Source organism: Nocardioides oceani, from assembly GCF_030412965.1.
GTDB lineage: Bacteria > Actinomycetota > Actinomycetes > Propionibacteriales > Nocardioidaceae > Nocardioides > Nocardioides oceani.
In genome coordinates this window covers 679963-691250 of sequence record NZ_JAUHJQ010000002.1, presented here as the reverse complement: position 1 = coordinate 691250, position 11288 = coordinate 679963, and the positions used below count along the sequence as shown (strand labels likewise).

At 74.2% G+C, this 11288-nt stretch carries 15 protein-coding genes; 3 read left to right on the top strand and 12 right to left on the bottom strand.

Translation table 11 applies throughout. From position 1 onward, the window contains the following. Positions 1–92: 92 nt before the first annotated feature. The 9 genes from QWY28_RS08920 to hisD all read right to left on the bottom strand — a co-directional run bounded on the left by QWY28_RS08920 (position 93) and on the right by hisD (position 7099). Positions 93–761, bottom strand: a complete 669-nt coding sequence (locus QWY28_RS08920) for a TasA family protein (RefSeq protein WP_300952132.1) — start codon at positions 759–761, stop codon at positions 93–95. 223 nt (positions 762–984) lie between these two features. After that, a complete protein-coding gene (locus QWY28_RS08915; protein WP_300952130.1) occupies positions 985–1464 on the bottom strand; it encodes an MOSC domain-containing protein in 480 nt (159 codons plus the stop codon). 103 nt (positions 1465–1567) lie between these two features. After that, positions 1568–2329 carry an imidazole glycerol phosphate synthase subunit HisF gene (gene hisF / locus QWY28_RS08910; RefSeq protein ID WP_300952129.1) on the bottom strand — a complete coding sequence of 254 codons (762 nt, stop codon included), beginning with the start codon at positions 2327–2329 and terminating at the stop codon, positions 1568–1570. Then, positions 2326–3060: a bifunctional 1-(5-phosphoribosyl)-5-((5-phosphoribosylamino)methylideneamino)imidazole-4-carboxamide isomerase/phosphoribosylanthranilate isomerase PriA gene (gene priA, locus QWY28_RS08905; protein WP_300952127.1), complete on the bottom strand. Its 735-nt coding sequence runs from the start codon at positions 3058–3060 to the stop codon at positions 2326–2328. The genes hisF and priA overlap by 4 nt, the downstream gene beginning before the upstream one ends. 37 nt (positions 3061–3097) lie before the next feature. Beyond that, positions 3098–3424, bottom strand: a complete 327-nt coding sequence (locus QWY28_RS08900; RefSeq protein ID WP_300952125.1) for a hypothetical protein — start codon at positions 3422–3424, stop codon at positions 3098–3100. A 10-nt stretch (positions 3425–3434) separates the two neighbouring features. Further along, a complete protein-coding gene (gene hisH / locus QWY28_RS08895; protein WP_300952124.1) occupies positions 3435–4082 on the bottom strand; it encodes an imidazole glycerol phosphate synthase subunit HisH in 648 nt (215 codons plus the stop codon). Next, positions 4079–4687 carry an imidazoleglycerol-phosphate dehydratase HisB gene (gene hisB, locus QWY28_RS08890; protein ID WP_300952122.1) on the bottom strand — a complete coding sequence of 203 codons (609 nt, stop codon included), beginning with the start codon at positions 4685–4687 and terminating at the stop codon, positions 4079–4081. Before hisB ends, hisH begins: the two co-directional genes overlap by 4 nt. Continuing rightward, complete coding sequence (locus QWY28_RS08885; RefSeq protein WP_300952120.1) at positions 4684–5793, bottom strand: histidinol-phosphate transaminase; 1110 nt, start codon at positions 5791–5793, stop codon at positions 4684–4686. Before QWY28_RS08885 ends, hisB begins: the two co-directional genes overlap by 4 nt. A gap of 7 nt (positions 5794–5800) precedes the next feature. Beyond that, on the bottom strand, positions 5801–7099 hold the full coding sequence (gene hisD, locus QWY28_RS08880; RefSeq protein ID WP_300952118.1) for a histidinol dehydrogenase: 1299 nt from the start codon (positions 7097–7099) through the stop codon (positions 5801–5803). 86 nt (positions 7100–7185) lie between these two features. On the opposite strand from hisD, the gene QWY28_RS08875 reads away from it, so the two are divergent. Next, on the top strand, positions 7186–7851 hold the full coding sequence (locus tag QWY28_RS08875) for an LON peptidase substrate-binding domain-containing protein (RefSeq protein WP_300952116.1): 666 nt from the start codon (positions 7186–7188) through the stop codon (positions 7849–7851). Between the two features lie 234 nt (positions 7852–8085). After that, positions 8086–8580, top strand: a complete 495-nt coding sequence (ybaK, locus tag QWY28_RS08870; protein ID WP_300952114.1) for a Cys-tRNA(Pro) deacylase — start codon at positions 8086–8088, stop codon at positions 8578–8580. Between the two features lie 22 nt (positions 8581–8602). Here ybaK and QWY28_RS08865 read toward each other — a convergent pair whose 3' ends face one another. From QWY28_RS08865 to lepB, 3 genes are all read right to left on the bottom strand, one after another. After that, positions 8603–9523, bottom strand: a complete 921-nt coding sequence (locus tag QWY28_RS08865; protein ID WP_300952112.1) for a hypothetical protein — start codon at positions 9521–9523, stop codon at positions 8603–8605. Then, on the bottom strand, positions 9520–10017 hold the full coding sequence (locus tag QWY28_RS08860) for a SigE family RNA polymerase sigma factor (protein ID WP_300952111.1): 498 nt from the start codon (positions 10015–10017) through the stop codon (positions 9520–9522). The genes QWY28_RS08865 and QWY28_RS08860 overlap by 4 nt, the downstream gene beginning before the upstream one ends. 70 nt (positions 10018–10087) lie before the next feature. After that, positions 10088–10837: a signal peptidase I gene (gene lepB / locus QWY28_RS08855; RefSeq protein WP_300952109.1), complete on the bottom strand. Its 750-nt coding sequence runs from the start codon at positions 10835–10837 to the stop codon at positions 10088–10090. Between the two features lie 84 nt (positions 10838–10921). Here lepB and QWY28_RS08850 point away from each other — a divergent pair, with 84 nt between their 5' ends. After that, a complete protein-coding gene (locus QWY28_RS08850; protein ID WP_300952108.1) occupies positions 10922–11278 on the top strand; it encodes a hypothetical protein in 357 nt (118 codons plus the stop codon). Positions 11279–11288 lie beyond the last annotated feature (10 nt).

Sequence of the window (11288 nt, the reverse complement as noted above, 5' to 3'; positions counted from 1 at the left end):
CGCAGGTCCGGGTATGCCGCGAGCGGCCGCCGGTGTGCCGGCGACCGCTCGGGGTCGGGTCGTGCTGTGCAGTGGTGCGACGTGCAGGTGGGTCAGCGGTTCTCGGCGGCGCGCTGGGTGGCGTCGAAGACCATGTTGATGGTGTTGCCCATGCCCTGGAAGTCGTTGCCCGCGGCCTCGGGGAACTTCAGCGTCACCCGCAGGTTGGCGACCTTCGCGTCAGTGTTCAGCGCCGTCGTCGCGGCCGCCAGGTCCAGGTTCGCACCCACCACCGGACGCGAGGCCAGCACCGCAGTCGTGGTGCCGGCGCACTTCAGCGCACCGTTGGACTTGGTCGCATCCACCTTCGTCCACGCCACCGAGCACTGGTCGATCGCCAGCTGCAGGCCGTTGACGGTGTCGGTGGTCAGCAGGTTGCTCGACGCACCGGTCGTGGTCAGCTTCACCGACCCGAACTTCTCATCCGTCGCACCCCGCGTCAGCACCACGTCCCGCTCCACGGTGTCACCGGGCACCAGGCCGACCGCCGCGATGCTCGGACCCTGCGTGCTCGCACCCTGACCCAGCGTGATCCGACCCGCCGCGACCTGCTCGGACGCCGACGTGGTCGAGGTGAACGCACCGAACGTGCCCAGACCCGCCACCGACGCAGCACCCGCCACCAGCGCCACCGACGCCGCGACCTTCGCCAGCGTCTTGCGGTTCTTGCGGGAGGAACGAACAGCCTTGCGGGAACCAGCGGAAGCAGCGGTCGAGGTCATCGGAGAGAGCCTTTCGGGAGGGATCCGCCGGTCTCTCCGGCGGGGCAGTTCCTTGATGACCCGAACTCTGCCGACCCCACATCAAGCCACCCCCGCCCTCACCCCCGACATTCCCTCAAGACCCCCGCAAGACCCCTGAGACAACCCACCCCCCACCGTTCCGGGGATAGTCACGGACGAAAACGTCCCCCACGACCACACCGGAGGACGAAAACGTCCGCGACTACCCCGCGACCTGGACCACCTCGTCGCCGACGCGGATGGTGCCGGAGGTGAGGGCGCGGAGGATCGAGCCGCCACGGCGTCGCAGGGCGGCCGCGCCGCCCGGCCCCATCGACGTCTCCATCACCCGGCAGGGCGCTGCGACGCGGACGACCTCCAGGAGCACCTCGCCCACCCGGAGGCGCACGCCCGGGACGGTGGGTACCGCTCCCCCGCTCACCGTGACCGTACGCCGCGTGGCGCTCGGAGCGACGTCCCGGCCGAGCTCGGCCGCGGCCTCGGCGAGCGCGTCGGCCGACTGGACCGAGACGTGCCGGTGCCGCGTGCCGAACCACCGGTCGCCGACGACCCCGCGGCCGGCGACCACCTCGATGCTCGTGCGCTCCTCCATCGGCGCGTGCCGCTCGGGCGCGACGTGCAGCGCCGTGACCCGCACCCGACCGTCCGGGATCACGACCGCCGGGCCGGTCGAGGCGTACACGATCGTTCAATTGCGCTGATGTGTACCTGCGCAAGCGCTTCCACACCTCGACGACCGTTGAATTGAACGACCGTCGACGCCCCCGACCGACCCGCAGGAGCAATCACCGGACCGGGTGGCCGGCCTGGGTCAACGCGTGCTTGACGTCGCCGATGCGCAACGTGCCGAAGTGGAAGACCGTGGCCGCGAGGACCGCGTCGGCGCCGGCCTCGACGGCGGGCGGGAAGTGCTCGACGCGGCCGGCACCGCCGGAGGCGATGACGGGGATCGAGACCTCGCGGCGTACCGCGGTGACCAGCTCGAGGTCGAAGCCGTCCTGGGTGCCGTCGGCGTCCATGGCGTTGAGCAGGATCTCGCCGGCGCCGAGCTCGGCGGCGCGGACGGCCCACTCGACGGCGTCGATCCCGGCGGACTTCCGGCCGCCGTGGGTGGTGACCTCGAAGCCGGACGCGGTGCCGGCGGCACGGCGGGCGTCGACCGAGAGGACGAGCACCTGGTTGCCGAACCGGTCGGCGATCTCGGCGACCAGCGCGGGCCGGTGGAGGGCGGCGGTGTTGACCGCGACCTTGTCGGCGCCGGCGCGCAGCAGCCGGTCGACGTCCGCGACCGCGGCGACGCCGCCGCCGACGGTGAGCGGGATGAAGACCTGCTCGGCGGTGGCCGAGACGATCTCCATCGTGGTCGAGCGGCCCTCGTGGGAGGCGGAGATGTCGAGGAAGGTCAGCTCGTCGGCGCCCTCGGCGTCGTAGACCTTCGCCAGCTCCACCGGGTCACCGGCGTCGCGCAGGTCCTGGAAGTTGATGCCCTTGACCACCCGGCCGGCATCGACGTCCAGGCACGGGATCACCCGGACCGCGAGCGTCACGACGCACCGCCGCGGGTCAGCGCCAGCGCGTCCTCGAGGGTGAACCGGCCCTCGTAGAGCGCGGTCCCGGCGATCGCGCCCTCGACGCCGATCGGCACCAGGTCCATCAGCGCCCGGATGTCGTCGAGCGTGCTCACGCCGCCCGAGGCGATCACCGGCCGGTCGGTCGCGGCGCACACGTCGCGCAGCAGCTGCAGGTTCGGGCCCTGGAGCATGCCGTCCTTGTTGACGTCGGTGACGACGTACCGCGCGCAGCCCTCGGCGTCGAGGCGGGCGAGGGTCTCGTAGAGGTCGCCGCCGTCCTTGGTCCAGCCGCGCGCAGCCAGGGTCGTGCCCCGGACGTCGAGCCCGATGGCGATCCGGTCGCCGTGCTCGGCGATGATCCGGGCGCACCACTCCGGGTTCTCCAGCGCGGCGGTGCCGATGTTGACCCGCCGGCAGCCGGTGGCCAGCGCCGCCTCGAGGGACTCGTCGTCACGGATGCCGCCGCTCATCTCGACGTCGATGTCGAGCGCGCCGACGATCTCGGCCTGCAGCTCACGGTTGGAGCCGCGCCCGAACGCCGCGTCGAGGTCGACCAGGTGCAGCCACTCCGACCCGGCGTCCTGCCAGCGCCGCGCGGCGGCGACCGGGTCGCCGTACACGCGCTCGGAGCCGGCGACGCCCTGGGCGAGCTGGACGGCGCGGCCCTCGGTGATGTCGACGGCGGGCAGCAGCTGGAGGTGGGACATGGATCTCGCTTCCTCGATCGGGACGGGGCTGAAGGGGTCAGCGCCGGAACAGCAGGGTGTGCAGGACGGGCGCCGCGAGCACCGAGACGACCAGGGCGCCGAGCCGGGCCGACCACTCCGGGAGGAACACCCAGACCGCGACGTTCGCGACCAGCAGCGCCCCCAACAGCCACTGCCACTGCCGACGCCGCCGGGTGGCGATGATGCCGGAGGGACGGGTACGCCGTGCCGGGAGGCGCGAGGTCATCGCCCGGACGCGCGCGTCACGGCGTTCTCGCCGCTCGGCCTCGGCGGCCCGGGCCGCGGCGACGACCGCGGCCTCGCGCTGCCGCTCCTCGCGGCGCCGCGCCCGCTCCTTGCTCACGGCGGCGCGCTCACAGGGAGGCGACCCAGTTGCGGAAGAGCGCCGCGCCGGCGTCGCCGGACTTCTCGGGGTGGAACTGCGTGGCGGTGAGCGGACCGTTCTCGACGGCCGCGACGAACCGGTCGCCGCCGTGCTCGGCCCAGGTGACCAGCGGCGCGCGCGTGCGGTTGTTCGTCACCAGCTCCCACTCGCGCACGCCGTAGGAGTGCACGAAGTAGAACCGCTCGTCCTCGATGCCGGCGAAGAGCGTGGAGCCCTCGGGCACCTCGACGGTGTTCCAGCCCATGTGCGGGACGACGGGCGCCTGCAGCCGCTCGACGACGCCCGGCCACTCGTCGCACCCGTCGGTCTCGACCCCGTGCTCGACGCCGCGGCCGAAGAGGATCTGCATGCCGACGCAGATGCCGAGCACCGGCCGGCCGCCGGCGAGCCGCCGGCCGATCAGCCGGTCGCCCTTGACCGCGCGCAGGCCCTCCATGCAGGCCGCGAACGCGCCGACGCCCGGGACGAGCAGGCCGTCCGCCGCCAGGCAGGTGTCGAAGTCCGAGGTCAGCTCCACCTCGGCGCCGGCGCGCTCGACGGCGCGCACCGCCGAGCGCAGGTTGCCCGAGCCGTAGTCGAGGACCGCGACCTTCGGGGCGCTCCCCTCGGCCGTCACAGGGCGCCCTTCGTCGAGGGGATGCCCGTCTCGCGGGGGTCCAGCGCGACGGCGTCGCGGAACGCGCGCGCGAACGCCTTGAACTGCGTCTCCACGATGTGGTGCGGCTCGCGGCCGGCCAGCACGCGCACGTGCAGCGCGAAGTGGCCGTGGAAGGCGATCGACTCGAAGACGTGCTGGGTCAGCGAGCCGAGGTAGGCCGGCGTCGATCCGCCGAGCTGGACGTACTGCTGCCCCTCCGGCTCGCCGGTGTGCACGCAGTAGGGCCGCCCCGAGACGTCGACGACCGCGTGGACGAGCGCCTCGTCCAGCGGCACGGTGGCGTCGCCGAAGCGGCGGATGCCGATCTTGTCGCCCAAAGCCTGGCGCAGCGCCTGGCCCAGCGCGATCGCGGTGTCCTCGGTGGTGTGGTGGGCGTCGATCCAGTGGTCGCCCTCGGAGTGCACGGTCAGGTCGACCAGGCTGTGCCGCGCGAAGGCGGTGAGCATGTGGTCGTAGAAGCCGATGCCGGTCGAGACGTCGTGGCGGCCCGCGCCGTCGAGGTCGACCTCGACGAGCACCTTGGACTCGCTGGTCTGTCGCTCGATGCGTGCGGTCCTGCTCATGGCTGTCCCTCTTCCCTCACCAGTACGTCGCTCAACGCCTGCCTGAACGCGGCCATCTCCGCGGGTGTTCCGATCGAGACCCGCAACCACCCCGCGGGGCCGACCTCCCGGACGAGCACCCCGCGCTCGAGCAGGTCCTGCCACACAGCATGCCGGTCGGCAAAGGTGCCGAACAGCGCGAAGTTGGCGTCGCTGTCGGCGACCTGGAGCCCCTGCTCGCGCAGCCAGGAGACGGTGCGGTCGCGCTCGCCGCGCAGCTCGTCCACCTTCCCGAGGAGCTCCGGGGCGTGCCGGAGCGCCGCGAGCGCGGCGGCCTGGGTGACCGCCGAGAGGTGGTAGGGCAGCCGCACCACGCGGATCGCGTCGCAGATCGCCGGGTCGGCGGCCAGGTAGCCCAGCCGCAGGCCCGCGGCGGCGAACGCCTTGCTCATCGTCCGGGTGACGACCAGGTTGCGGTGGACCGGCAGCAGCTCGAGCGCGCTCGGGACGCCCTCGCGCCGGAACTCGCCGTACGCCTCGTCCACCACGACCAGGCCCTGCGGCTCGGAGGAGGCCGCCGCCTCGCACAGCACGGTGACCGCCTCCGGCGGGAGCGCCGTGCCGGTCGGGTTGTTCGGCGAGGGCAGCAGCACCACGCTCGGCCGGTGCTCCCGCACCAGCGCGGCAGCAGCCTGGAGGTCGAGGGAGAAGTCGCCCTCGCGCCGCCCCTGCACCCAGGTCGTCGAGGTGTCGCGGGCGTACTCGGGATACATCGAGTACGTCGGCGCGAAGCTCAGCGCCGAGCGACCCGGCCCGCCGAAGGCCTGCAGCAGCTGCAGCATCACCTCGTTCGAGCCGTTGGCCGCCCACACCTGCTCGACCGCGATCCCGTGCGGGGTGTCGCGGGCGAGGTAGTCGGCCAGCGCGGTGCGCAGCGCGACGTGCTCACGGTCGGGGTAGCGGTGCAGCCCCCGGGCCGCCTCCGCGACCGACGCCGCGATGTCGGCGACGCAGGCCTCGGAGGGGCCGTAGGGGTTCTCGTTGGTGTTGAGCTGGACCGGCACGTCCAGCTGGGGGGCGCCGTACGGCTCGAGGCCGCGCAGCTCCTCCCGGATCGGGGGGAACACGACGCGATCAGCCTCCGAAGCGGGCGCGGACCGCGGCGCCGTGGCCGGGCAGGTCCTCGGCCTCGGCCAGCGTGACGACGTGGTCGGCGACCTCGGCGAGCGCGTCGCGGGAGTAGTCCACGACGTGCACCGACTTGGTGAACGCGCGCACTGACAGGCCCGAGGAGTGGCACGCGCAGCCGCCGGTGGGCAGCACGTGGTTGGAGCCCGCGCAGTAGTCGCCGAGGCTGACCGGGGCGTGCGGGCCGACGAAGATCGCGCCGGCGTTGCGGACCCGGGCGGCCCACGAGGCGGCGTCCTCGGTCTGGATCTCCAGGTGCTCGGCGGCGTAGGCGTTCACGACCTCCAGGCCCTGCTCGAGGTCGTCGACCAGCACCACACCGGACTGGGCGCCCGTCAGCGCGGTGCGGATGCGGTCGGTGTGCTTGGTGGCGAAGACCTGCTTGTCCAGCTCGGCCTCGACGTCCGCGGCCAGCCGCTCGGACGGGGTGACGAGCACCGCGCCGGCCAGCGGGTCGTGCTCGGCCTGGCTGACCAGGTCGGCGGCGACGTACGACGCGTCGGCGGTGTCGTCGGCCAGGATCGCGATCTCGGTGGGACCGGCCTCGGAGTCGATGCCGACCAGGCCCTTGAGCAGCCGCTTGGCGGTGACGGTGTAGATGTTGCCCGGACCGGTGACCAGGTCGACCCGCTCGCACGGGCCGGTGCCGTAGGCGAACATCGCGATCGCCTGGGCGCCGCCGACGGCGTACACCTCGTCGACGCCGAGCAGCGCGCACGCCGCGAGGATCGTGGGGTGCACCTCGCCGCCGTGGTCCTTCTGCGGCGGGGAGGCGAGCGCGATCGACTCGACGCCGGCGACCTGGGCGGGCACGACGTTCATCAGGACGCTCGAGACGAGGGGCGCGAGCCCGCCGGGCACGTAGAGGCCCACGCGGCGGATCGGCACCTTGCGGTGCGTGACGCGCGCGCCCGGGCCGAGGTCGGTGACCGCGTCCTTCTCCAGCTCGGCCTCGCAGGTGGCGCGCAGCCGGCGGACGGACTCCTCCAGCGCGGCCCGGATCGCGGGGTCGAGCCGCACGAGCGCCTCGGTGGTCGCGCCGGCGGGGACGCGGAGCTCGTCGAGCTCGACGCCGTCGAACTGCCGGGCGTACTCCTTGATCGCGTCGACTCCGCGGGTGCGGACCGCCTCGCAGATCGCATGCACCGCGGGCACCGCTGCCTCGACGTCGAAGTCGGCCCGGGGGACGACGTCGCGGTAGTCGACGGGACCGGTGGTCCCGCGCAGGTCGATGCGGCGGATCATGCCCCGATCCTACGATCGCGGACCCCGCCGCCCCGAACCGGTGACGCTGGCCGGACGCCCGCGCGCATCGGACTAGGTTGGGTCCTGTGACCGACGCGCTGCCGCTGTTCCCGCTCAACGCGGTGCTGTTCCCCGGCGTCAGCGTGCCGCTGACGGTCTTCGAGGACCGCTACCGGGCGATGGTGCACCACCTCCTGCGCGTCGAGGACCCTGCCGAGCGGGTCTTCGGGTCGGTCGCGATCCGCGAGGGCTACGAGGTCGGCGACCACGGAGCCCAGTCGCTGCACCGGATCGGCGTGCGGGTGCAGATGACCGAGGTCGAGCCGCACCCGGACGGCTCCTTCGACATCGTCGCCGTCGGCCTGGACCGGATCGAGCTCGAGCGGCTCGACACCACCGGCCTCTTCCCCGTCGGCCACGTCCACGACCGGCCCGAGCCGACCCGGCCGGTCCCCGAGGGGCTGCTCGAGCAGGCGCGGGCGACGTTCGTCGCCTACCGGGCCGCGCTCGCGGAGATCCGCAGCGACCCGTACGACGGGACGCTGCCGCGCGACGCGTCGTACCTCTCCTGGACCCTGTCGGCTTGCGCTCCCCTGCCGATGCCCGAGCGGCAGATGCTGCTGGAGGCCGAGGACGCCGAGGAGCGGCTCGTGCTCGTCACCGACCTGCTGCGCACCGAGCTGCGCGCGATGAACGTCATCCCCTCGCTGCCCGCCACCGACGTCGCCCGCACCCGCTGGTCCCCCAACTGAAGGAGCGAGCGAGCAGCGGCACGCGAGGAACGAGCGCGGCGCGTGGCGAGCGAAGATCGAGCAAGCGACGCGGCCGAGGAACGAGGTCGCGCGAGCGGGTCGGGATCCGGTGAGGGACGCGCCGAGCGCGACCGCGAACGAGCGCGACCACGAACACCGACCACGAACACCGAGCGAGAGCACCGAGCGCGAGCACGAACACCGGGGCGACCACCAACGCCGAGAGGAGAACCAGTGGCGAAGAAGAAGGCGGTCCGCGCCGGCGGCACCCCCGCGACGGTCGCGCTGAGCGCGGCCGGCATCGCGTTCACGACCCACGAGTACGACCACGACCCCCGCGCCGCGTCCTTCGGCCTCGAGGCGGCCGAGGCGCTCGGCCTGGAGCCGGCGTGCGTGTTCAAGACGCTGATGGCGAACCTCGACGGCAGGCTCGTCGTCGGCATCGTCCCGGTCGACCGGCAGCTGGACCTCAAGGCCCTGGCGCGGGCACTCGGGGGCAGCAAGGCCGCGATGGCGGAGGTGGCGGCCGCCGAGCGGGCCACGGGGTACGTCGCCGGGGGCATCTCGCCGCTGGGTCAGAAGCGTCCGCACCCGACCGTGGTCGACGCGACCGCGCTCGACCACCCGACGGTCTACGTGTCCGGCGGCCGTCGCGGGCTCGACCTCGGTCTCGCGCCGGCCGACCTCGTGGCGGCCACGTCGGCGACCGTGGCCCCGATCGCCCGCTGACACCGGGCGCGCGGAGAGCCGGTCAGAAGCAGACGTGGTCGGGGTCGGGCTCGGCCGGCTGGAACACCACGGGCCCGTCGAGGCCGGTGGAGGTGAACACCACCCGGTCCTCCGCCGTCCGGGTCGCGGTGCCGCGGAGCAGGTCCGACCCCGTCGGCGAGCTCCCGTTCCCCCGCTCGTCGGTCTCCCAGAGCGTCGCGTCGATCCGGGCGAACCGCAGCCCGCAGTGCGCGAAGACGGTCAGCGGCGCCGTCGCCCCGACCGGCAGGGTCTCGTTCCCCGCACCGTCCAGCAGCACGCCGGCACCGCCCTCGCCGTCTGCGTCCGGGCCGTCGGTCGCGCGTGCGCGAGGCACGAGCACGACGTCGGACTGGACGTGGAAGACCTCCGCCCCGGACGGCAGGCACGGGTGCGGGTGGCGCGTGGCGGACCCGTAGCCGCCGCCCACCCGCACCCGCTGGCCCCCGCGCGCGACCTCGTCGCCGTCGGCGTCGCGGAGGTGCACCGCGCCGCCCGGCTCCACCTCGGCGGTGTAGCCCGCCGGCCAGGTGGCGTAGGTGCGCGAGCCCGCGCCGCCATCGAGGACGACGCATCCCTCGGCGTCGAGGCCGAGCACGCCGGTGGCCAGGGCCAGCCTCGAGGCGTCCCCCGGCTCCCAGCCGTTCGTCGGGAGGTCCACCGGTGCAGGCTCCGACGGGGCCGCCGGGTCGCCGGCCTCCAGGCCGGCCCGCCCGCCCGGACCACCGGCGCCACCGGCGCCGCCGAGGCCGATCGTCGTCCCGGCGAGCACCAACGCGGTCGCCGCCGCGACTCCCGTCACGACGGCGGTGCGACGCCGCCGCCGTGCTCGGCGGCCGGCGCGCAGCAGGCCGTCGACGGAGGCGGGCCGGACCGGGAGGTCGGCGAGCACCCGGTCGAGCAGGTCAGCGGGCTGGTGGTTCATGGGCGACGTCCTTCGGCGAGGTGCGGGGACTGGGCGAGCTGGGCGAGGGCGCGCGCGAGGCGGCTCTTGACGGTGCCGGGGGCCAGGCCCAGGACCGCTGCCGTCCGCTGCTCGCTGAGCTGGGCGAGGTGGCGCAGGACGACGACCTCGCGGTGCGCCGGCGAGAGGTCGGCCAGCGCGCGGCGGACCGCGTCCGCGGCGTCGACGTCCCCGGTCGGGTCGGCGGAGGCGCGGTCCGGCAACGTGTCGGTCGGCCGCTCGCCCCACCACCGGCGACGGCGGCTGTCGCGGTGGCAGTTGAGCAGCACGCGGTAGACGTAGGCGTCGCGGTCGTCCGCGCGGCGTACCCGCGACCAGGAGGTGTAGCAGCGCAGCAGCGTCGTCTGTGCCAGGTCGTGGGCCTCGTCGAGCGTGCAGCCGAGCACGACGCCCGAGCGCACGAGGCTGCTCCAGCGCGCGCCGGCGTAGGCGGAGAAGTCCCCGTCGTCGTCCATCGGTGCTCCTGTGGGTGGTCGCTCCTCGTCCGACGAGGTGGCGCCACCACCTGGTTCCGCTGGCGGCGGATCAGCTCCCGGTCGCCGGCTCCGGGACGTCCGCGAAGGTCCCGGGGCGGGTGAGCCGGTCGATCCGGTCCGCGGGCCAGGCGAGGAGGAAGACCTTGCCGACGACGTTCCCGACGGGGACGTAGGGGTCGTCGCTGCAGTCGGTCGTCCCCGGCAGGCACAGGTGCCTGCTGGAGTCCGCCGACCGCTCGCGGTTGTCCCCCATCACGAAGAGGCTCCCCTCCGGGACGGGACCCGCGGTCCAGGAGCAGGACGGCACCTGGGGTCCGCGACACGCCACGGTCGCGGCGTCGCGCACGTAGGCGTCCTCCTCGAGCGGCCGCCCGTTGACCGCGAGGCGGCCCTGGTCGTCGCAGCAGACGATCGTGTCGCCGGCCACGCCGATGACCCGCTTGACCAGGTGGCCCCCCACCGGGCGCAGCCCCACCCACCCGAGCACCCGGCCGACGGCCGTCGTCCTCCCGGTGGCCCCGGGCTCGAGCCACGACCCGGGGTCCTCGAAGACCACGACGTCGCCGCGCTCGGGCTCGCCGTCGAACCAGTACGACACCTTCTGCACCAGGATCCGGTCGTCCTCGACCAGGCCCGGCTCCATCGACTCCGACGGGATGTAGAAGGCCTGCACGAACAGCGACTTCACCACCACTGCGAGCAGCACCGCCACGACCAGCAGCACCAGGCCCTCCTGCCACAGCGGCCTCCGCCGTCGTCGTCGTCCGGTCGGGCGGTCGGGCGAGGGGTCCGGGGCCATGCGTGGGTGATACCACGCGGCCGGTCGCACCGCCGGGACGCCGGGCGCGTGCAACCATCGGTCATGGGTCGACGTCCCACCGGCATGAGCACGCTCCCCCGCCTGGTCTCGGCCGGAGGTCTCCTCGCCGCCCTCGCCTGGGCGCCCGGCGCCGCGGCGATGCCGCTGGCCGACGTCCACGCCCCGCACGCGCCCGCGCCGGCCGCACAGGGCGGCAGCCGACCGGTCGAGATGCCCGAGGTCCGCCCCGACGGACCCGCTCCGGTCCCGTTCCAGCGCTGGCGCACCGAGCACCTCCCCCGGCCGGTGCCGCTGCCTGAGGCGTCGACCAAGCAGCTGCTCCCCGGGCTGCCGCCGGCGGGCTGCGTCGGCCCCGCCGTCGGGTCACCCCGGCTGCAGGTGACGTGCCTGCCCGGGCCCGTCCCGCCGCAGGCTCGCTGAGCCCGCCGGC

What these genes read in the sequence shown, in the direction of transcription:
- QWY28_RS08920 (WP_300952132.1), bottom strand. Translation starts at nt 761, where the DNA reads ATGACCTCGACCGCTGCTTCCGCTGGTTCCCGCAAGGCTGTTCGTTCC.
- priA (WP_300952127.1), bottom strand. Translation starts at nt 3,060, where the DNA reads ATGTCCCACCTCCAGCTGCTGCCCGCCGTCGACATCACCGAGGGCCGC.
- hisB (WP_300952122.1), bottom strand. Translation starts at nt 4,687, where the DNA reads ATGAGCAGGACCGCACGCATCGAGCGACAGACCAGCGAGTCCAAGGTG.
- hisD (WP_300952118.1), bottom strand. Translation starts at nt 7,099, where the DNA reads ATGATCCGCCGCATCGACCTGCGCGGGACCACCGGTCCCGTCGACTAC.
- QWY28_RS08865 (WP_300952112.1), bottom strand. Translation starts at nt 9,523, where the DNA reads ATGAACCACCAGCCCGCTGACCTGCTCGACCGGGTGCTCGCCGACCTC.
- QWY28_RS08860 (WP_300952111.1), bottom strand. Translation starts at nt 10,017, where the DNA reads ATGGACGACGACGGGGACTTCTCCGCCTACGCCGGCGCGCGCTGGAGC.
- lepB (WP_300952109.1), bottom strand. Translation starts at nt 10,837, where the DNA reads ATGGCCCCGGACCCCTCGCCCGACCGCCCGACCGGACGACGACGACGG.
- QWY28_RS08850 (WP_300952108.1), top strand. Translation starts at nt 10,922, where the DNA reads ATGAGCACGCTCCCCCGCCTGGTCTCGGCCGGAGGTCTCCTCGCCGCC.